The 19,254-nt window shown below is 69.3% G+C and carries 19 protein-coding genes and 2 riboswitches; of the genes, 4 read left to right on the top strand and 15 right to left on the bottom strand.

Features of this window, described 5'->3' with window-relative positions; all coding sequences use genetic code 11:
- Position 1 precedes the first annotated feature (1 nt).
- The 4 genes from QSK32_RS31310 to QSK32_RS31295 form a co-directional block, all read right to left on the bottom strand.
- Entirely contained in the window at positions 2–1,099 is a 1,098-nt protein-coding gene (locus QSK32_RS31310) for an AAA family ATPase (RefSeq protein WP_045740589.1), read from the bottom strand.
- The gene (gene pnuC, locus QSK32_RS31305; RefSeq protein WP_285473899.1) at positions 1,096–1,698 is read right to left on the bottom strand and encodes a nicotinamide riboside transporter PnuC; all 603 of its coding nucleotides are present in this window, start codon (positions 1,696–1,698) and stop codon (positions 1,096–1,098) included. The genes QSK32_RS31310 and pnuC overlap by 4 nt, the downstream gene beginning before the upstream one ends.
- 45 nt (positions 1,699–1,743) lie before the next feature.
- Complete coding sequence (locus QSK32_RS31300; RefSeq protein ID WP_045740587.1) at positions 1,744–2,106, bottom strand: Atu4866 domain-containing protein; 363 nt, start codon at positions 2,104–2,106, stop codon at positions 1,744–1,746.
- 93 nt (positions 2,107–2,199) lie between these two features.
- On the bottom strand, positions 2,200–2,760 hold the full coding sequence (locus QSK32_RS31295; RefSeq protein WP_045740586.1) for a TetR/AcrR family transcriptional regulator: 561 nt from the start codon (positions 2,758–2,760) through the stop codon (positions 2,200–2,202).
- A gap of 204 nt (positions 2,761–2,964) precedes the next feature.
- On the opposite strand from QSK32_RS31295, the gene QSK32_RS31290 reads away from it, so the two are divergent.
- Positions 2,965–3,867 carry an ABC transporter permease gene (locus QSK32_RS31290; RefSeq protein ID WP_045740585.1) on the top strand — a complete coding sequence of 301 codons (903 nt, stop codon included), beginning with the start codon at positions 2,965–2,967 and terminating at the stop codon, positions 3,865–3,867.
- Entirely contained in the window at positions 3,860–4,630 is a 771-nt protein-coding gene (locus QSK32_RS31285) for an ABC transporter ATP-binding protein (protein ID WP_045740584.1), read from the top strand. The genes QSK32_RS31290 and QSK32_RS31285 overlap by 8 nt, the downstream gene beginning before the upstream one ends.
- 31 nt (positions 4,631–4,661) lie before the next feature.
- Here the strand turns inward: QSK32_RS31285 and QSK32_RS31280 are convergent, their stop codons facing one another.
- Entirely contained in the window at positions 4,662–5,681 is a 1,020-nt protein-coding gene (locus QSK32_RS31280; RefSeq protein WP_045740583.1) for a coiled-coil domain-containing protein, read from the bottom strand.
- A gap of 4 nt (positions 5,682–5,685) precedes the next feature.
- A riboswitch (cyclic di-AMP (ydaO/yuaA leader) is annotated at positions 5,686–5,821 on the bottom strand.
- A 207-nt stretch (positions 5,822–6,028) separates the two neighbouring features.
- Positions 6,029–6,165, top strand: a riboswitch (cyclic di-AMP (ydaO/yuaA leader).
- Between the two features lie 5 nt (positions 6,166–6,170).
- Between QSK32_RS31280 and QSK32_RS31275 the strand changes: the two genes are divergently transcribed.
- A complete protein-coding gene (locus QSK32_RS31275) occupies positions 6,171–7,199 on the top strand; it encodes a coiled-coil domain-containing protein (RefSeq protein ID WP_045740582.1) in 1,029 nt (342 codons plus the stop codon).
- A gap of 67 nt (positions 7,200–7,266) precedes the next feature.
- On the opposite strand, the gene QSK32_RS31270 is transcribed toward QSK32_RS31275, so the two are convergent.
- From QSK32_RS31270 to QSK32_RS31250, 5 genes are all read right to left on the bottom strand, one after another.
- Positions 7,267–9,630 (bottom strand): glycoside hydrolase family 65 protein, encoded by a 2,364-nt coding sequence (locus tag QSK32_RS31270; protein WP_045740581.1) that lies wholly within the window; start codon positions 9,628–9,630, stop codon positions 7,267–7,269.
- A gap of 42 nt (positions 9,631–9,672) precedes the next feature.
- A complete protein-coding gene (locus QSK32_RS31265; RefSeq protein WP_045740580.1) occupies positions 9,673–10,407 on the bottom strand; it encodes a beta-phosphoglucomutase family hydrolase in 735 nt (244 codons plus the stop codon).
- Between the two features lie 67 nt (positions 10,408–10,474).
- Positions 10,475–10,906, bottom strand: a complete 432-nt coding sequence (locus QSK32_RS31260; protein ID WP_245673830.1) for an ATP-binding protein — start codon at positions 10,904–10,906, stop codon at positions 10,475–10,477.
- Between the two features lie 157 nt (positions 10,907–11,063).
- On the bottom strand, positions 11,064–12,362 hold the full coding sequence (locus QSK32_RS31255) for an ABC transporter ATP-binding protein (RefSeq protein ID WP_045740579.1): 1,299 nt from the start codon (positions 12,360–12,362) through the stop codon (positions 11,064–11,066).
- 557 nt (positions 12,363–12,919) lie between these two features.
- Positions 12,920–14,779, bottom strand: coding sequence for a DUF5941 domain-containing protein (locus QSK32_RS31250; RefSeq protein ID WP_285473898.1), 1,860 nt, complete (start codon positions 14,777–14,779; stop codon positions 12,920–12,922).
- A 205-nt stretch (positions 14,780–14,984) separates the two neighbouring features.
- Between QSK32_RS31250 and QSK32_RS31245 the strand changes: the two genes are divergently transcribed.
- Entirely contained in the window at positions 14,985–15,188 is a 204-nt protein-coding gene (locus QSK32_RS31245) for a PspC domain-containing protein (RefSeq protein ID WP_045740577.1), read from the top strand.
- 194 nt (positions 15,189–15,382) lie between these two features.
- Here the strand turns inward: QSK32_RS31245 and QSK32_RS31240 are convergent, their stop codons facing one another.
- The 5 genes from QSK32_RS31240 to QSK32_RS31220 are packed head-to-tail and all read right to left on the bottom strand — an operon-like array spanning position 15,383 to position 19,254.
- Positions 15,383–16,129, bottom strand: a complete 747-nt coding sequence (locus tag QSK32_RS31240; protein ID WP_045740665.1) for a DUF4230 domain-containing protein — start codon at positions 16,127–16,129, stop codon at positions 15,383–15,385.
- Between the two features lie 39 nt (positions 16,130–16,168).
- Entirely contained in the window at positions 16,169–17,344 is a 1,176-nt protein-coding gene (locus QSK32_RS31235; protein WP_285473897.1) for an acyl-CoA dehydrogenase family protein, read from the bottom strand.
- Between the two features lie 20 nt (positions 17,345–17,364).
- Positions 17,365–17,661 carry a type II toxin-antitoxin system VapB family antitoxin gene (locus QSK32_RS31230; protein WP_045740575.1) on the bottom strand — a complete coding sequence of 99 codons (297 nt, stop codon included), beginning with the start codon at positions 17,659–17,661 and terminating at the stop codon, positions 17,365–17,367.
- 55 nt (positions 17,662–17,716) lie between these two features.
- A complete protein-coding gene (locus QSK32_RS31225; RefSeq protein ID WP_045740664.1) occupies positions 17,717–18,334 on the bottom strand; it encodes a nitroreductase family protein in 618 nt (205 codons plus the stop codon).
- Positions 18,334–19,254 (bottom strand): aldose 1-epimerase family protein, encoded by a 921-nt coding sequence (locus tag QSK32_RS31220; protein WP_045740574.1) that lies wholly within the window; start codon positions 19,252–19,254, stop codon positions 18,334–18,336. The genes QSK32_RS31225 and QSK32_RS31220 overlap by 1 nt, the downstream gene beginning before the upstream one ends.

The following is a 19,254-nucleotide window of genomic DNA, read 5'->3' as shown; positions in this document are numbered from 1 at the left end:
CCTACCGATCGGCCGGGGCCGGCCGTTCCTTAGGGAGCTTCGGCGGCGTCAGGTCCCAGCCCGCGGCGAGCATCCGGTCCACCGCCGCGATCGCGGTACGCAGGCGGTCCGCGTACCCACCGGTGAGCTCGACGAACGGCCCGGAACCGGCCGTCAGCAGGTCGCGGAAGCGTCCGGTCATCCACTCCCGCAGGTGCTCACCGTCGCGCAGGCCGTCGTCGACGAAGGGCACCCCGGCGACGTCGGTGAGCAGGCGCAGGTCGGCCGGGCGGGCCAGCGCCGCGACCGCCGGCGACGTGTCGCCCAGGTAGCGCTCCTCCCAGACCGTGGTGGCGAACGCGTCGGTGTCGCCGAACAGCACCGGTGAGCCGTCCCGGGCCGCGGCGTCCTCGGCCGCGCACTGCCGCGTCGCGACCGTCACGAAGTCGTCCCGGTCCCAGGTCACGTCGAAGGCGGTGGCCGCCGGCCGGTCCCGGCGCAGCGCGGCCAGTTTGCGTTCGGTCAGCTCACGGCCGAACTCGGGCACCCAGCGGGTGCCCGCCCAGATCCCGCCGCGCAGCCGGTAGTGCCGGGCCAGCGCCCGGGCCATGGTGGTGGTGCCGGTCGACTCGGCGCCCACCACGATCACCCGGCGGGTGAACCAGGCGCGCGGGCCGGGACCGAGCAGGTGCCAGTGCGCGACCGGGTCGGCCCGGACCGCCGTTCCGGAGACCGGCATCCGCAGCCGGTCCTGGTCGACCAGGACCGGCTCGGCGTGGAAACGGCGGGCCAGTTCGGCGCCGTACTCCTCGGAGGAGAACACCGCGTCGAAGCGGTCGGTGCCGGCCGCCCGCCGGAACACCGCCACGTGCAGGTCCCAGACGGCCGGGTCGGCGTAGTCGATCGGGTGGTCGTCGTGCACGCCGACGAACCGGACCGACGGCCCGTGCGCCTCGCGCAGCCAGCTCAGCCGCAGGCCGAGCGGGATGCTCTCGGTGGAGGCCGGGGCGACCACCACGGTGACCCGCTCGCAGGCGGCCGCCGCGGCCTCGATCAGCGCGTGGTGCCCGGCGTGCGGCGGGTAGAACTTGCCGATGACCAGGCCGTGACCGAATCTCATCGCAGCGCCCTCCGCCAGGACCGCAGGCCCAGCATGCACAGGACCAGGAACGCGACGTAGAGGATCGCGGTCAGCCACAGGCCCTTGTAACCGTAGAGCGGGATGTAGATCAGATCCGCGGTGATCCAGATCCACCAGTTCTCCAGCAGCTTGCGGGTCTGTCCGTAGGTGGCGAGCAGTGACAACGCGGTGGTGAGCGCGTCGGCGAACGGGACCGTGGAGCCGGTCAGCCGGTCGAGGAAGAGCCAGAGGCCGCCGGTCAGCACCGCTCCGGCCACCGCCAGGCCGAGCCACTCGGCCCGACTGGTGACGCGGACCACCAGGCGGGTGCGGTCCTGCCCGCCGAACAGCCAGGCCCACCAGCCGTACAGGCCGAGGACGATGTAGACGATCTGCAGGCCGGCGTCGGCGTAGAGGCCGGCGGTCCAGAAGACGACCATCAGCAGCATGACGTTGAGGACGCCGAGCGGCCAGTTGAGGATGTGCTGCCGCACCAGCAGGCCGACGGTGAGCAGGCCGGTGGCGAAGCCGAGCACCTCGGCCCAGGAGGTCGGCACTCCGAACGCCACCACGGCCGGGCCGTTCAACCAATCGATCACGATGAACAGCATCCCGGCCGCGGGCCGGTGGTGGAAGCCGGTTTCTCAGACCGGCAGCAACCGGTGGCCGGCCATCTCCAGTTCGCCGTCGTGCACGATCACCGCGGTCTGCAGCCCGGAGGCGCCGTCGCGGAGCACCACCGAGCCGCCGTCCAGCTGGTAGGTCCCCCGGGCCGGCTGACGGCGTCCGGCCACCCCGCCGGCGTACGTGCCGTCGGTGCGCAGTTCCAGGCGGACCGTGCCGTCCGGGCTGCGCCAGGCACCGACCAGGGGCGCCCCGGCCGACACCCGGGGACGCCCGTCCAGCGGCACCGCCATGGCGCCGGCCGAGCGGCCCAGGACGATGGCCAGGATCGAGGAGGCGTCCAGGACGGTGGCGTCGACGCGGTGGTCACAAGGAGAAGTCATCTGCTCCGGCTCCGTGGTGGGACGGTGTCGGACTTCTCCTTCGGCGGGCGGACGCCGGCCGCCACGGTTTCCCCCGGTGCGATCCGGGTGCCGCTACGACGCCCTCAGAGCCGCCGTGACGGCCGCGGTGAGCTTTTCGAGATGGTCGTCACTCAGCGGCTCCCGGGCCACCGCGAGACGCCAGTACAGCGGGCCGAGGATCAGGTCCACGGCGAGGTCGGCGTCGGTCCCCTCGGGCAGCTCACCCCGGTGGATCGCCTGGCCGACCAGCTTCTCCCCGACCGCCTGCTGGTGGGTGCGCAAGGCCCGCTGCAGGGTTTCGGAGATCTGCGGATTGCGTGCCGCCTCGGCCATCAGGTCCGGGATGATCTGCGACGCGATCCGGTGCTGGAGCGCCTTGCTCACGATCATCATGAGCAACTCCAGATCACCCGCGAAGCTCCCGGTGTCCGGTAGCGGCACCTTGCGCTCGGCAACGTCCGAGATGATCTCCATGACCATCTCGAGCTTGTTGCTCCAGCGCCGGTAGATAGCGGTTTTGCCGACCCCCGCGCGGCGAGCCACGGCCTCGATGGACAATCGACCGTAGCCGACCTCCGCGAGCTCGTTCATGACCGCGTTGCGGATCGCGACGGTGATGTCGCCTCGGAGCACCGCGGCTCCGGCTGGTGCGCGTTTGACTGTCGCCACCCGTCGACTATACCGCTACGACGTAACGGTTGCGTTCCGCCGTTCGGTCGGCTAACGTCACTGCACGTCGATACGAACCCGTTCCATCGACGCCTGCGGGATCCTGCCATGCTGCTTGCTGTGTTCTCGCGCAAGTCAACGGAGCCGACGAGATCGGAGCACCACTCCATGCCAGAGACGGCGGTCGCCGAGGCCGGCGCTGGGATCTCCCTCAAGGAGCTCGCCCGGCGCAACGGCCTCACCGCGTCGGGACGGCTCCCCAGCCTCCCGGAGTACACGCGCCAGCTGTGGTCCTACCGGCACTTCATCGGGGCGCACGCCAGCGCCAAGATGACCTCATCACTGGGCAGCACCAAGCTCGGCGCCGTGTGGCAGGTCCTCACACCGATCTTCAACGCCGCGGTCTACTACGTGATCTTCGGCGTGATCATCGGCACCAGCAAGAATGTCGACAACTTCCCCGCGTACCTGTGCATCGGGGTCTTCGTCTTCCAGTTCACCCAGTCGATCGTGCAGTCCGGGATCAACGCGATCACCGGCAACCTGGGCATGATCCGGGCGCTGCACTTCCCCCGGGCCAGCCTGCCCCTGTCGGTGGCCCTGGTCGAGATCCGCAACTTCATCGTGGCACTGGGCGTGCTGATGGCCATCGTGCTGCTGACCGGTGAGCCGATCACGTGGCAGTGGCTGCTGGTGGTGCCGCTGCTGCTCCTGCAGTCGGTGTTCAACACCGGCCTGGCCCTGGCCGGCGCGCGCTTCGGCTCGAAGCTTCGCGACGTCAAGCAGCTGATCCCGTTCATCATGCGCTTCTGGATGTACGGCTCGGCCGTGCTCTACCCGGTGACCATGTTCACCGAGAACGACAAGATCGACGGCTGGATGCTCACCCTGATCGAGTCGAACCCGATGCTGATCTTCATCGAGCTGATGCGTCACTCGCTGATGGAGGACGTGCCGCTGGCCGGCACCCCCACCAGCCTCTGGATCGGCGCGACCATCTGGAGCGTCGTCGTCGGGCTCGGCGGTTACGTGTACTTCTGGCGCGGAGAGAAGGGCTACGGCCGTGGCTGACAATCGGATCCCCACCGTCGTCGCTGACGACGCACACGTCATCTACAAGGTCAACAGCTCCGCCGCCGCGGGCAGCGGCAGCCCGCTGGCCAGCTTCAAGCGACTGGTGACCGGCTCCTCCCCCGCCAACGTCCGGGAGGTGCACGCCGTCAAAGGGGTGACCTTCGTGGCGTACCGGGGTGAGGCGATCGGCCTGATCGGCAGCAACGGCTCGGGCAAGTCGACCCTGCTGCGCGCGGTGGCCGGCCTGCTGCCGGTGGCCCGCGGCTCGATCTACGCCTCCGGCCAGCCGTCGCTGCTCGGTGTGAACGCCGCCCTGATGAACGAGCTGCCCGGCGAGCGCAACGTCGAACTGGGTTGCCTGGCCATGGGCATGTCACCCGCCGAGGTGAAGGCCAAGAAGGACGGCATCATCGAGTTCTCCGGCATCAACGAGCGCGGCGACTTCGCCTCGCTGCCGATGCGGACGTACTCCTCCGGCATGGGCGCCCGGCTGCGGTTCTCGATCGCCGCGGCGAAGCAGCACGACGTGCTGCTCATCGACGAGGCGCTGGCCACCGGTGACGCGAAGTTCCGCCGCCGCAGCGAGCAGCGGGTCCGTGAGCTGCGCGCCGAGGCCGGCACGGTCTTCCTGGTCAGCCACAGCGAGCAGTCGATCCGGGACACCTGCGACCGGTGCATCTGGCTCGAGTCCGGCCAGATCCGGGCGGACGGCGCCACCGACGACGTGATGAAAGAGTACGAGGCCTTCATGCGCAAGTAGCGCACGAAGGCCTCGCCGTGGGGCCGGTCGGTCAGTTCACCGAGAGATGCACGTGGTTCGTGTGGTCGCTCGAGGGATCGCCACCGGCCCCGCTGTACGACTTCCAGCCGCTGCTCGGCAGCCAGATCCGCCGGTACCAGATGACGTAGAGCACGTCGAGGGCCTCGGCGTTCTTGATGAAGTAGTTCGCCAGGTTGTTGCCGTAGGTCTTGTCGGCACCGGTGGCGTCGCCGCCGAAGGTGCCCTTCTCCGCGGAGAAGTCACAGGCCCGGCCCTTGGGGTGCTCACCGCTGTTCTGCTCGCGGAAGCACTTGGTGTACCTGGTGAAACCGTCGCTCTTCGCCTGCTTCAGAGCGTGCAGGGTGCGCGGGGTGAGGCAACCACCGGTGGTCGGGTCGTCCTCGGTGCACCCGCTGCCGGATCCGCTGGGCGCCGGATCCGCCGTGGCACTGTCACCGCTGCCGCCGTCGCTGCTCGACGAGGCGTCGGCGCCCTGGTTGGCCTTCTTCAGCGCGGTCTCCGCCTGGACCTTCTTCTTGGCCATGACGTTGACCTGCTTCGCCTGGTCACGCACGGCGGCGTCGATCGCGGTCTTGGCCTTGGCCTGGGTGTCGCGGGTCGTCTTGAGGTCCTCGATCGCCTGGTTCTGCTTCGAGGCCACGGTGGCGAGCGATTCCGCCCGGTCGACGAATCCGCCGGTCGAGCTGGCACCGATCAGGGCGGTCAGCGGTCCGAGCCGGCCGTTCGTGTAGGCCTGCCGGGCGATCTCGTCGAGCACCGCCTGCTTCGGACCGAGTTCGGTGTCCAGGCGCTTGACCTCGGCGGTCAGCTTGACCTGCTGTTCCTTGGACTTCTTCAGGTCGGCCTTGGCCTTGACGTAGCCGCTGGAGGCGTCCTCCAGTTGCTCGATCAGCGACTTGGATCCGCCCTCGCCGTCGTCGCCGGAGTCGCCCGGGGCCGCAGAGGCCGGGGACGCGGCGAACACCAGCCCGCACACGGCGACCAGTAACGCCGTGATCGGGGCGAATCGCCGCGCAGTCGGTTGCTGCACAGGTAATTCCTTCCGTCGGCCGCCGACCGGGTTAGCTGACGGGTTCGGGACGAAGGAAATCCCTACCGCTGGCGCGGATTCACCCCGAGGAAAATGGTTCCCCGGTTCGCCGGGGGGTGGCGATTAGGCGGCGGCTCCCATACGGGAACCGCGTCCGACCATACCCACTCGGGCCAAGGATCGACAGATCTCGTACGCACCGCAATGGGGTGACGACATGAGGTGATTCGATTACCGAAAGTCATTGTGAGGTAACGCATTTCGCCGTTCTCAGAGCCTGATCCACGGCGATATCTCAGGTAAACTCGGCGCCGGTCCTGCCAGGACGGCACCGCCCCCGAGTTGCCGGCAGGCCGCCGCCCAATCGCCTCCCAGGCGAGCCGGGGACCCAGGTCACTGGGGTGAATCCGCCTGACAACGGCGGTAGGGATCGCTTCCGTCCCGAACCCGTCAGCTAACCCGGTCGGCGGTGACAAGGAAGGAATGTTGATGACCGCACGTCCCCGCCGGTGGCTGACACTCGCCCTGGCGCCGCTGATGGCGACCGCGATGTTCGTGGGCCCCGTGGCCCCGGCTTCCGCGGCACCCGGCGGCAGCACCACGGCCGAAGAGGAGGACGAGGACGCCAACCTGTCGACCGTGCTGGAGTCGACGAACCGGCGTTACGTCTCCGCCAAGGCAGCCGTGGCCAAGTCCGTCAAGAACCAGAAGGAACTCGCCTCCGGCATCAAAGCCGCCGAGGCACGCCGGGACGTCCTCATTCCCGAGGTCAACTCGATCGCGAAACAGCAGTACATGACCGGCGACGTGAGCGCCCTGGGCTTCCTGCTCAGCGCGGACACGTCGAACGATTTCCTGAGCAAGGCGGTCTCCCTGGAGGAGATCAACCGGCTGCACGACAGCAAGCTGAGTGAGCTCAACGACGCCCTCGAAGAGATCACCGCGAAGAAGACCGCGCTGGACGCCGAGCTCAAGAACGAGCAGGAACAGCTCGCCGTTCAGAAGAAGCAGAAGGAAGCGGCCGAGAAGCAGCTGACGCTCCTCGGCGGTGGCACCGGGATCAACAGCACCATCACCGACGGCTTCGTCGCCGCGAAATCGGCGACGGCCAAGGCGGCACCCCGCAACGCCCAGGGCGGCTTCTCCGCGGAGAGCTGCAACCAGGACGACCCGACCACGAGCGGCTGCATCACGAAACGCACGCTCAACATGTACAAGGAGACCAAGAAGGCCGGCTTCGACCTGTTCGTCGGATGTCACCGCACCGGTGGCCCGTTCGAGCACCCGAAGGGCCGGGCCTGCGACTGGTCGCTGCAGAAGAGCGGATTCTCGTCGGCGCACAACGACAAGATGATGAAGTACGGCAACGACCTGACGGCCTTCCTGGTCCGCAACGCCGACGCACTCGGCATCTACTACGTGATCTGGTACAAGCAGATCTGGTTCCCGGCCAGCGGCTGGAAGCAGTACCACGGGGTCAGCGACCACACCGACCACGTGCACGTCTCGATGCTCTGACAGACCCACCGAAAAGCCCCCGTCCCTCGCTGCCGGCGAGGAACGGGGGCTTTCTCGTGGTACGGGGTCAGTGCACCGCGCGGCGCACCGGGGCCCGTCCGGCCGGCTGAACCGGCGCGGGGCCGACCGGCAGGGCCGGCGGGATCGCCATCGTCACCGGGCGGACCTGGGTGACCTCGATCTCCTTGCCGTGGTGGTGCAGCGTCAGCCGAGCCGAGCCGCCGCCGTTGCGCAGGGAGTAGGTGACCTCCTCCGCGGTGACGTTCACCCGCAGCCGCAGACCGTGCCAGAGCAGCGAGAACTCCAGGTTGTTGATCCGGCTGGGCAGGCGCGGCGCGAACGACAGCTGACCGTTGAAGTCACGCATGCCGCCGAGACCGGCGACCAGCGCGATCCACGACCCGGCCAGCGACGCCACGTGCACGCCGTCCCGGGCGTTCTGGTGCAGGTCGTGCAGGTCCATCAGGGCGGCCTCGCCCAGATAGTCGTGCGCCAGCTCCAGGTGCCCGGTCTCGGCCGCCAGCACCGCCTGCACGCAGGCCGACAGCGACGAGTCCCGGACGGTCCGCGCGTCGTAGTAGGCGAAGTTGCGCGCCTTCTCCTCCGGCGTGAACGCGTCACCGCGGATGTACATCGCCATGACCAGGTCGGCCTGCTTGATCACCTGCTTGCGGTACAGGTCGAAGTACGGGAAGTTCAGCAGCAGCGGGTACGCCTCCGGCGGGGTGCCGTCGAAGTCCCACTCCGAGAGCCGGGTGAAGCCCTCGCACTGCTGGTGGACGCCGAGTTCCTTGTCGTACGGGATGTGCACGGCCGCCGCCGCGTCCCGCCACGACGCCGTCTCCTCGTCGTCCACACCCAGCTTGCGCGCCAGGTCCGGGTGCCGCTTGCAGGCCTCGACCGCGGTCATCAGGTTCTGCTGCGCCATCAGGTTGGTGTAGATGTTGTCGTTCACCACGGCCGTGTACTCGTCCGGCCCGGTGACACCGTCGATGTGGAACCGCCCGTGCCGGTCGTGGTGACCCAGCGAGCGCCACAGCCGGGCGGTCTCCACCAGCAGTTCCAGGCCGACCTCACGCTCGAAGTCGTAGTCGCCGGTGGCCTGCACGTACCGGCGGACCGCGTCGGCGATGTCGGCGCCGATGTGGAAACCGGCGGTGCCGGCCGGCCAGTACCCGGAGCACTCCTGGCCGCGGATGGTCCGCCACGGGAAGGCGGCGCCCTGCAGACCCAGGGTCTGCGCCCGCTCCCGGGCCAGGTCCAGCGTCGAGTGCCGCCAGCGCAGCACGTCCGCCGCCGCGGCGGGCTGGGTGTAGGTCAGGGCCGGCAGGACGAACGTCTCGGCGTCCCAGAAGGTGTGGCCGTCGTACCCGGGGCCGGTCAGTCCCTTGGAGCCGATCGGGCGCTTCTCCGCCCGGGCACCGGCCTGCAGCGTGTGGAACAGGCCGAAGCGGACCGCCTGCTGCACCTCGGGGTCACCCTCGACCTTGACGTCCGAGTGGTCCCAGAACGCGTCCAGGTATTCGCGCTGCTGCTGCACCAGACCGTCCCAGCCGTCCAGCCGGGCGCTGGCCAGGGCCGCACCCACCTGGTCACGCAGGGCGGGCAGGGAGCGCATGCTGGACCAGCCGTACGCCGCGATCTTGACGACGCGCAGTTTCTGGCCGGGCTCCAGGCGGCAGGCCACCGTGGTGCGCAGCCAGTCCGGGTGCCCCTCGGTGGTGATGGCGTGCCGGCCCGGCGTCTCCACCGAGTGCTCCATGGCCGCGGCCATCCGCAGGTCGCTGGCCTTGGTCCGGTGCAGCAGGATGCCACCGGTCGGCTGCTCGAGCATCTCCTCGGCCTGCAGCGGGCGGTCCAGCACCGCGGCCACCCGCGGATCCTTGCTCATCGGCGGCAGCTGCTCGTTCGCCACCAGCTCGGACTGCAGGATCAGCCGGGCGGAGGTGTCCAGCGGCTCGACCTCGTAGAGGAAGGCGACGACCGCGCGCTGGGTGAACGAGACCAGGCGCACGGTACGCACCCGCACGCCCTGACCCGACGGGGACACCCACTCGACGACCCGTTCCAGGGTGCCGGCCCGCATGTCCAGGCAGCGCTCGTGGGAGCGCAGCTCGCCGTAGCGGACGTCGAACGGCTCGTCGTTGACGAGCAGCCGCATCAGCTTGGCGTTGGTGACGTTCACCATCGTCTGGCCGGACTCCGGGAAGCCGTACCCGGCTTCGGCGTGCGGCAGCGGGCGAAGCTCGTAGAACGAGTTCAGGTAGCTGCCGGGGAGGCCGTGCGGCTCGCCCTCGTCCAGGTTCCCGCGTATCCCGATATGGCCGTTCGAGAGAGCGAACACCGACTCCGACTGGGCCAACAGGTCCAGGTCGAGCCGGGTTTCCCGGATGTGCCATGGGTCGACGGGGTAGGCCCGTTCACGGATCACGATCGTGCCTCTCGTTACTGAAAGAGGAGGTCTTGAGAAAGATTACGAAAGCTCGGAGAGGTCGGTGACGACCACGTCGGCGCCGTGCTCACGCAGCGCCTCGGCCTGGCCCACCCGGTCCACCCCGATCACGATGCCGAACCCGCCCGCCTTCCCGGCGGCGACTCCGGCCTGGGCATCCTCATACACCGCGCAGTTCTCCGGAGGAATGCCGAGTTGCTTCGCGGCGAGCAGGAAGGTGTCGGGGGCGGGCTTGCCGGGGAGGCCGAGCTCGCGGGCGACGACACCGTCCACGCGGACCTCCAGGAGGTCGGCGATGCCGGCGGCCTCCAGGACGTCCTTGCAGTTGGCGCTCGCGGAGACCACCGCGCGGCGGAGACCGGCGGCCTTGGCGGCCTTCAGGTACTCCACCGATCCGGGGTAGACCTCGACGGCGCCTTCTTTGATCTTCTGCAGCACGAGCAGGTTCTTACGGTTGCCCACGCCGTTGACGGTCTCCTGGTCGGGGCCGTCGTCCGGATCGCCCTCGGGCAGGGTGATGTCCCGTGAGGCGAGGAAGCTGCGGACACCGTCGGCCCGCTGCCGGCCGTCGACGTATCGGTGATAGTCGACGCCCGCATCGAAGGGGACGAACGGCTGGTCATGACGTTCCGACCACGATTCCAGGAACGAGTCGAACGTTTGTTTCCACGCGGCACCGTGCACCAGCGCGGTCTGCGTCAGCACGCCGTCGAGATCGAAGAGACACGCGGTCACCTGAGATGGAAGTCCGAGCACGCGCCCAATGTAGCCGGACCCCAAGACCGGTGAGTGCGGAAGGGCGGGTTCACATTTTCCCGACTGTTTACCGGTCGGCCGACCTGCTGTTTCTCGAGGAATCAGGCACGGCTTCAAGAGCCATCCGCAATCCGATCGAGGTACCGATGGGCCCTGTCGCGGTCGTCACCTCGTCGCACAGTTGGTGCGTCAACCACAGTCCGCGACCACCGATGTCCAGTCCATCGGGGGCCTGCGGCTCCTCGAGACGGTCGCCGGGGATGCCCGCGCCGGAGTCGGTCACCACACACCACACCGAGTCGTCCTCGACCCGCAGCACCAGACGGCCGGTGCCGCCGGCGTGCAGCACCACGTTCGTGATGATCTCGTTGATCGACAGGACGTAGCCGTGCACCCGGTCGCTGTCGAGTGCCACGTGGGTGAGCGCCCGGGTCACCGCGTGCCGGAGCACCGTGATGTCGGTCTGCCCGAACGGCCGGTCCAGAAGCACCGATCCCACCCGGAGGGAGGCACCGTCGGACCGCGACTGCCCATCGGCAGCCGAACGCACCCGCGGGCTGATCCTCTCCTCCACCGTCGTGCAGCCTACGCGCTGTGGCCGGCCGGTGGCAGAAGCCATCGGTGATCCCGCCCGGAAGTGGCGCGCCGCACTGTTCTCATCGCCGGCCGACATCGATTCGATCACCCGTCTCGTCGAAGAAGTGGATCGCGTCCATCCGCACCGCGACGGCGAGCGGATGCCCCGGGGAGACGGCCGGGTACGGCGCGAGCCGCACCGCCAACTCCGCCGGTCTGCGATGGTGCCGTCCCAGGTCGTTGAGGATGCTCGCGCGGGTCGCGCGGGCCTCCGTGCCCGGTTGTTCGTCCGGCCCCGGGCGGGTCAGCCGTTGCAGCCGCCCGCCGAGCCGCCTGAGCGCCCCGCCGGCGGCCGTGGCCGGCGCCGGTGCGCTCATCTCGTCCACCACGATCGCGGTGGCGCCGACGTCCAGGTACGCCAGCGATTCGTGCCCGTGGTGCTCGAGGTACCTGATGTGGCCGCGGAGGACGTGTCCGGGCGTCTCCGGGGTCACCGGGACCAGCGCCTCGGCCCGGATGCCGACGACGATCCGCTCACCGTGGTAGCGCGCCACCGCCCGGGCCCGCGGATCGTTCCACGGCAGATAGAGCGCCTGCTCGCCGAAGGCCAGCGCGATGTACTGATCCAGGTGGACGTAGACGGACGCCTCGAGCAGGTTCATCCGGGGCGAGCCGAGGAACGCCGCGACGTAGAGCGTGGCCGGCGCGCGGTAGACCTCGGTGGGCGTGCCGACGTCCTGCAGCACGCCTCTTCGCATGATCGCCACTCGGTCCGCCATGGTGAGCGCCTCGGCCTGGTCGTGGGTGACATACATGGTGGTGACGCCCAGCTCGCGGGTCATGCCGGTGATCTCGGCCCGCAGCTCGGCGCGCAGACCGCTGTCCAGGTTGGAGAGCGGCTCGTCCATCAGGAAGATACCCGGCCGACGCACTATCGCGCGGCCCATGGCGACCCGCTGGCGCTGCCCGCCGGAGAGCTGGGCGGGTTTGCGGCCCAGCACCTCGCCGATGCCGAGGGCGCCGGCGACCGAGCCGACCCGGTCCTGGCGGGGGCCGGGGTCGACGCCGGTGAGCTTGAGCGGGAAGCCGATGTTCTCCGCCACGGTCATGTGCGGATAGAGCGCGAAGTCCTGAAACACCATGGCGATGCTGCGGTCGCGGGGCGCCAGGTCGAGGACCGGATCGCCGTTGAGCAGGATATCGCCCTCGGTCGGGTCCTCCAGCCCGGCGATCATGCGCAGCACCGTCGACTTGCCGCAGCCGGACGGGCCGAGGAGCACCATGAACTCGCCGTCCTGCACGTCGAGCGTGAGGTGGTCGACGGCGTAGGTCCCGTCCGGCCAGATCTTCGTGACGTCCTTGAGCGCGACGGTGGACACCGTCAACCTCCCGCGGCGAATCCTGGGCGTTCTCCTGGTGTGCTCGGAATCCGACCACTCCCGCGACGGGCCGCGATCGGGTCATAACTCTGCGAGAGCCGTCGATGCTTTAGCCATCACCCGAAAGGTCCAATCGCGCATTGTGATCAATCAATCACTGACGGATGGTTTCGGGTGGTCGGGTGTGCACGTTCACAGCCGGAAGGCACTTTTCCGAAATAAACTCTTTATGGGCTCGGCTGCCGCCATGACGGTTTTCCCGGTGCAGGCACAAAAGAGCCATTCCCATCAGGGGTACGCGTAAAGACCCCGTGCCGTTTCGTCCGCTTTCACGTTCGCTCGTCCCGGATCGACCCAGCACCCGAGGGGTTCTGACACGATAAAAGTGGGCATGCCCGTCGAGGCTGACAAGTCGATCCTGTCGCCTTCGCACGTTTCCGGCCGAGGTACCGCCGCCAAGCTCGCGATCGCCCACCACACGGAAGGCGCGATTGTCGTTTTCCCGACACGGGACGCGCCAATTCGCGGCATGTGCCGCAGACCGGAACAGCCGCCGGTCACCGCGCCCGGGAAGCCCGCCAATCGGCGACCGTCTCATACGCGAAAACGCCACCGACCAGCGCCACGATTCCCAGCACGCCCACCGTCGCGTACCCACAGAGGGCCGCCACCAGAAGGACCAGAACGCGCCCCTCCCAGCCCATCACGGCACCGCCGGCCCCGACCGGAGCGCCCTTCTCCATCCGGGCCGTCAGGTCGTAGTGCCGCAGGGTCAGCGTGAACAGCAGCAGGAAGGTGACGGCCGTCGGCACCGAACCGTAGACCCCCACCGCGACCACCGTCAGGTATTCGGCGGCCCGCAGCGCGGACGGCACCAGCCAGTCCAGCGGGCCGTCGTGCCGCTGACGAGCCGCCGCGGCGGCCAGCACCACCGGAACCACGGTCAGCGCGAGCACCGGCCACTGAGCCGCCGCGTCGCCGGCCAGCATCAGGGCCACGGTCGCCACCGCGAAGACCGCGAACAGGGCTGCCCACACCACCGGGGCGCGCAGACCGATCCGGCTCAGCACCGACCGGGCCAGCGGGCCGTCGTCACGGTGCCGCATGGTGTCGACCGTGTTCAGCACGCCGACCCGCATGGAGAGCGCCCGCAACGAGCGCAGACCCAGCGTGTACGCCGCCGCGAACAGCCCGATCCCGACGACCGCGCCGAGCACCACCCGGCCGTTGGAGACCGCCGCAAGCACCGAGATCAGCGCCCAGCGCTCACCGATCGGGAAGACCACGATCCGCTTCGCCCAGTAGATCAGCGAGCCGCGCTGGCTCTGCGCCTTCACCGAGGCGGCGGTGAGACGGGCGCCCACCCCGCCACCGGCCGGCTGCGCCGACGGGCGGGCGGCGGCCTCGTCGTGCAGCGCGCCGTACCACGTGTCGGTCATGTGCCGGGCGGTCTGCAGAGTGATCGCGGCGATCGCCAGCGGCCACGCGTAGGGCAGGCCGATCCGCTCGGCACCGGCCGCCAGGCCCGCGTAGACCGCGTACTCCTTCGCACGGTCGGCCATCGTGTCCAGCCAGCCGCCGAACGCGTCGAACCGCCGGGTGTACCGGGCCAGCTGCCCGTCCACACAGTCGAGCACGAAACCCAGGTAGAGCAGGATCCCGCCGGCGATCATCGCGACCCGCGACGCCTGCCAGAACGACAGCGCCGCGGCGACGGCGAACAGCACCGACAGCGCGGTCACCCCGGTCGGGCTCAGACGCAACCGGGCGGCCGCCTTGGTGACGATCGGCGACCAGCTGCTCACCGCGTACGTCGTGAAGAAGTCGTCCTGTTCCTTGACGGCCAGCCGCAGCAGGGCCTTGTCCTCGTCGACCGCGTCCACCGCAGCACGGGCGGCGGCCAGCTCGGCCTCGGTGCCGACCTGCTCGGCGTGCAGCAGCCGAATCCGGGTGGCCACCGGGACCAGGCCGGCGTCGATCAGGGCGGGCAACAGGTCGGGCCGGTCCGCGACCTTCTCCAGCAGCGGCAGGTCGGCGGGGGCGATGCACATCGCGCCGAGGAACCGGACCGTGCCGGTGCCCGGCTCCGCGGCCACCACCCGGCCACGGTCCTCCTTGAGGTCGCCGGTGGTGTCCGGCGCGACCAGGACGCTGCTGCGCCCGGCCGGATCGGTGGCGAGCGTCCACAGCAGGCTGGCGTGCGCCACCAGATTGTCCGGGCAGATCAGCAGCGGCCGGCCGGTGTCCCGGGCCCGCCGCGCGAGCTCACGCAGGTGTCCGGTCAGGTCGCCGCCGGCGGCCACCCGGTCGATCTCCACGGCGCCGGCCGACCGCAGCGCGGCGGTCAGGTCGTCGGCGAGACCGAGGGTGCCACCCGAGGCGGCGCCGCCGGGGGCGTAGAGGAGGGCCAACGTCACGGATTTTCTCCTCGTCACCCACCCGGGGACTGCTCACCGGCCCGAAATCGGGTCCAGGTTAACAGCGGGCGTCAAGCGGGTACGGGTCACCCTTACGGGAGCTTGACCGCCGGTATCCACCTGGGGACCGAGGGCGGGACAGGTACCCGGGACATACCGTCGAAGTGGCCGCGGCAGAGAGCCGCAGCCACAGCTGAAGGAGTGGATGATCGTGTCCCGCACCATCACGAGCAGCACCCTCACCCGCCCCCGCGACAACCGCATGATCGCCGGCGTCTGCGCCGGCCTGGCGCGGCGCTTCGGACTCTCGGCCGGAGTCGTCCGGATCCTCTTCGTCCTGTCCTGCCTGCTGCCGGGCCCGCAGTTCATCGCCTACCTGGTCCTCTGGGCCCTGATGCCCAACGAGTGACCCGCCCCTCCCGTGGTGATTTCAGGCGCACCAGCCGCCCGAATTCCCCACACCCCCAGCAGCGTGGTGACTTTGGGCACCCACAGCGCCCGAAAACACCACACCCCCAACCGCGAGCGGCACTGCTGGGTGGAGCGGAGACGGCACGCGCCTGAACTCGGAGATGAGTTCAGGCGCGTGGACGTCGGGGCCGGTCAGGGACTGGCGAACGACACCGTGACCGTGGTGTAGCCGAGACGGGCGAAGAGGCTCTCCAGCATCCGCTGGGTGTTCTCCCTGGCCCGCTCGTCCAGCCCACTGGCCCGGGCCGCCTCGGTGATCCGCTGCTGGGCCTGCTGATAGACCTGCTGCTGCTTGCCCGCGTCGTTGCGGAACGCGTCGCCGATCCGGTTGAACAGACCGCGTTCCTCGGCGACCACATAGCTGCGTTCCATGTCCAGCGCGGCGGCGGACTGCTCCGGCGCCGGCAGGGTCAGCGTGATCGTCTTCTTCTCCTCGTCGATCACCATCGCCTCGTCCGCGAGCGAGCTGAAGTCGACATACGTCTCCACCGTGCCCGATCCGACGAACAGCGTGCGCCGGTTGACCAGGAAGTCGGGGATGTTCTCCTTGTTCTCCTGGAGGTCGACGATGACCTGGAACGTGCCGTCGGCCGCGACGTACCGGTGCAGGTCCCGCATGGACTGCAGGAGCACCGGCTGGCTGCGGTCGGTGGTCTGGTCCTCGAACGGGTTGTCGAAGGTGGGCAGCACGTTGATCGCCCGCAGGCCGAAGCAGGAGAGCACGATCAGTGCGAAGACGAAGCCGATGAAGATGAGCACCCGGGCGAAGCCGCTCGGCTTGTGCTCGGGTCGTTCCTCCACGGGAACGACAGTGTCCTCAGGAGGCGCCGGCGGGAACGCCCGCGTCGGTTCGTCCTCGCCGTCCGGTGAGTTGGCCATGCCCATACGGTAAGGAGTGGGTACGACAGTCCGCATCCGCTACCGCGCGAATGCGTTCAGTCCGGTCAATTTCTGCCCGATCGACAACTGGTGGATCTCGGACGTCCCCTCGTACGTCAGCACGCTCTCCAGATTGCCGGCGTGCCGCATCACCGGATAGTCGCGCAGGATGCCGTTGCCGCCGAGGATCGTCCGGCACTGGCGGGCGATCCTCAGCGCCTCCCGCACGTTGTTCAGCTTGCCGACGCTGATCTGCTCCGGGCGCAGCGGCCGGTCCTGACCGTCCCGCAACCGGCCCAGGTGCAGCGCCAGCAGGAAGCCCTTCTGCAGCTCGACCGCCATGTCGGCGAGTTTGGCCTGGGTGAGCTGGAAACCGGAGATCGGCCGGCCGAACTGCTCGCGCGACGCCGCATAGTCGAGCGTGGCGTCCAGGCAGTCCCGGGCCGCGCCGAGCACACCCCAGATGATGCTCAGCCGGGCCTCGGTGAGACACGACAGCGGCGCCATCAGGCTGCGGGCGCCGGGCAGCCGGGCACTCTCCGGCAGGCGTACCCCGTCGAGAAGGATCTCGCCGGTGCTGGAGGCCCGCAGCGACATCTTGGATCCCATGTCCCGGGTCCGCAGGCCGGGAGTGCCGGCCGGGACCACAAAACCGGTCACGCCCTTCTCCGCCTTGGCCCAGACGATCGACATGTCGGCGATCGCCGCGTTGAGGATCCAGGTCTTGACGCCGTCCAGGATCCAGTCGCCGCCCTCCTGGCGGGCCCGGGTGGACATGCCCGTCGGGTCGGAGCCGTGATCCGGCTCGGCCAGGCCGAAGCAGCCGATCTCCCGGCCGGCCGCCAGTTCGGGGAGCCAGCGGTCCTTCTGCTCCTCGGAGCCGTAGCGCCAGATCGCGTACATCACCAGGGAACCCTGGACGGAGACCAGCGAGCGGACGCCGGAGTCCGCCGCCTCCAGTTCCATGCAGGCCAGCCCCAGTGCGACCGACGAGGATCCGGCGAGGCCGTGGCCGGTCAGATGCATGCCGAACAGTCCGGCCTTGCCGAACGCGGCGGCCAGGTCGCGGATCGGGGCGGAGCCGTTCTCGTACCATTCGGCGACGCCCGGGCGGACGTGCTCGTCGGCCACCCGGCGGGCCAGAGCGCGAACCTCGCGCTCCTCGTCACTCAACAGTCCGTCAAGATCCAGCAGGTCAAGCGGTCGGACACCCATCCATGCAGGCTAATGGGTAATCAGTCATCCACGATGAGTACACGAGCGTGAATCTGGTTCCGCTGCTGCAACGCGGCACGGAGCGCGCGGTGCAGACCGTCCTCCAGGTAGAGCGCCCCGCGGTACTCCACGACGTGCGGGAACAGGTCGCCGTAGAACGTCGAGTCCTCGGCGAGCAGCTTGTCCAGCGCCAGCTCACGCTTGGTGGTGATCAGGTCAGCGAGCCTGATCGGCCGGGGTGGAATCTCCGCCCAGGATTTCAGCGTCGTGTTGTGGGCGGGGTACGGGGCTCCGTCCCGGACCGCTTTGAAGATCACGGCGGCTGCCCCTCTCCCTAGTCAGGTGTCGCATGCCAGCGTAGCCGCGCACCGCTCAGACCTCGCCGACCGAAGTCCATCGGCCATGATGCACCACATCCTCGACCGGCCGGTGGCCACGCTTGAGTGATGGTGACCTCTTGTCGTCACCGCGGTAGCCGACCGTCAGAACACCGATCGGCGTGAACTCCGCCGGGACGCCGAATGCCTGCTCGACGGCGTCGAGACGGTCGGCCGGCAGCCCGAAGAAGCAGGATCCGAGGCCCTCGTTGACCGCGGTCAGGTGCATGAGCAACGAGGCGAAACCGGCGTCGATGTCCCAGTACGGCACGGGCCAGCGTGACTCGTCCCGATCCGTCCAGCCTTTATCAGACTCGGCGTAACGGTCCAGATAGACCGATTTGTTCGAGAAGGCCACGATGATCAGCGGCGCGGTCCGCATCCGCCGGAGCCAGCCGCCCGCAGCACCGTCCTCGGCCGCCGTGACGGACCAGAACAGGTCCCGGTCGGCGGGCTCGGTGAGCACCAGGAAACTCCAGCCCTGCGAGAAACCCGCGGACGGGGCCCGCAGACCGTGCCGGACGATCTTGTCGACCAGCTCCGCCGGCACCGGACGGTCCGGGTCGTACCCACGGACCATCCGCCGCCGGCGGATCACCTCGTCGAACTCCATCAGGAGCGGATCCCCCACGCGGTCGTCCAGGGCCGGCCGGGCTCCAGCACGATCAGGTCGCGGCCGGTGCGGTACGCGTCCGGCGGGCAGGTCATCGGCTCGACCGCGACGGACCGGCGGAACCGGTCGCCGTGCAGGGTGTCACCGGAGAAGACCTGCCAGTACTTGAACTTGTCGTCGGCCCAGAGCACCAGCCTGGTGTCCGACGACGGGTCGGCCAGGGTCACCGAGGTGATCCCGTCCGCGTCGAAGTCGATGTCGCCGAACGTGGTGTCCAGGACCAGGTCACCGATCCGGCGCGCCTCGGAGAAGTCGAACTCGGTGCCGGTCACCTTGACGGCCCCGATCGGCAGCAGCCGGCTGTCGGCCTGGATCCGGGTCTTCGCCGGCACGTGCAGCACGGTGTCGTCCACCGAGACGCCGGGCAGCTGGAGGTACGGGTGCACCGAGAAACCCCACGGCGCGTTCGTCTCCGAGGTGTTGACGACCTCCTGCTCGCTGCGCAGGCCGTCGGCCGACACCGACCAGCGGGTCCGCAGGGTCAGCGACCACGGGTAGCCGATCTGCGCGGGCAGCTGGAACTCCAGGGTGACGGCGTCGGCGCTCTGCTCCACCGCGTGCCACCGTGCCCAGTTGACCAGGCCGTGGATGGCGTTGTGCCGGGCCGGCTCGGTCAGGGCGAGCTGGTACGCCTTCTCCTCGAACGTGTACTGCCCGTCCCGGATGCGGTTCGGCCAGGGCGCGAGGATCTGGCCGGCCGATCCCGGCGAGATCTCGTCCGTGGAGAAGCCGTCGACCAGGTCGACCCCGTTCACCGAATAGGCGCGAAGCGTGCCACCGACCTCGGCGAGGACGGCACGGTGCCCGTCCGCCTCGATGGTCCACTGGGCCCCGGACTTCGCGACTTCCTCTGCGCTCAT

It is taken from the genome of Actinoplanes sp. NBRC 101535, assembly GCF_030269225.1.
GTDB lineage: Bacteria > Actinomycetota > Actinomycetes > Mycobacteriales > Micromonosporaceae > Actinoplanes > Actinoplanes rectilineatus.
The sequence above is the reverse complement of the archived record's forward strand: the minus strand, read 5'-3'. Positions and strand labels throughout refer to the sequence as shown.

Bases quoted from the DNA above. Each gene is read 5' to 3' on its own strand.
- QSK32_RS31310 (WP_045740589.1), bottom strand. From the start codon at position 1,099: ATGAGATTCGGTCACGGCCTGGTCATCGGCAAGTTCTACCCGCCGCAC.
- QSK32_RS31300 (WP_045740587.1), bottom strand. From the start codon at position 2,106: ATGACTTCTCCTTGTGACCACCGCGTCGACGCCACCGTCCTGGACGCC.
- QSK32_RS31290 (WP_045740585.1), top strand. From the start codon at position 2,965: ATGCCAGAGACGGCGGTCGCCGAGGCCGGCGCTGGGATCTCCCTCAAG.
- QSK32_RS31275 (WP_045740582.1), top strand. From the start codon at position 6,171: ATGACCGCACGTCCCCGCCGGTGGCTGACACTCGCCCTGGCGCCGCTG.
- QSK32_RS31245 (WP_045740577.1), top strand. From the start codon at position 14,985: ATGATCGTGTCCCGCACCATCACGAGCAGCACCCTCACCCGCCCCCGC.
- QSK32_RS31240 (WP_045740665.1), bottom strand. From the start codon at position 16,129: ATGGCCAACTCACCGGACGGCGAGGACGAACCGACGCGGGCGTTCCCG.
- QSK32_RS31235 (WP_285473897.1), bottom strand. From the start codon at position 17,344: ATGGGTGTCCGACCGCTTGACCTGCTGGATCTTGACGGACTGTTGAGT.
- QSK32_RS31225 (WP_045740664.1), bottom strand. From the start codon at position 18,334: ATGGAGTTCGACGAGGTGATCCGCCGGCGGCGGATGGTCCGTGGGTAC.
- QSK32_RS31220 (WP_045740574.1), bottom strand. From the start codon at position 19,254: ATGAGCGCAGAGGAAGTCGCGAAGTCCGGGGCCCAGTGGACCATCGAG.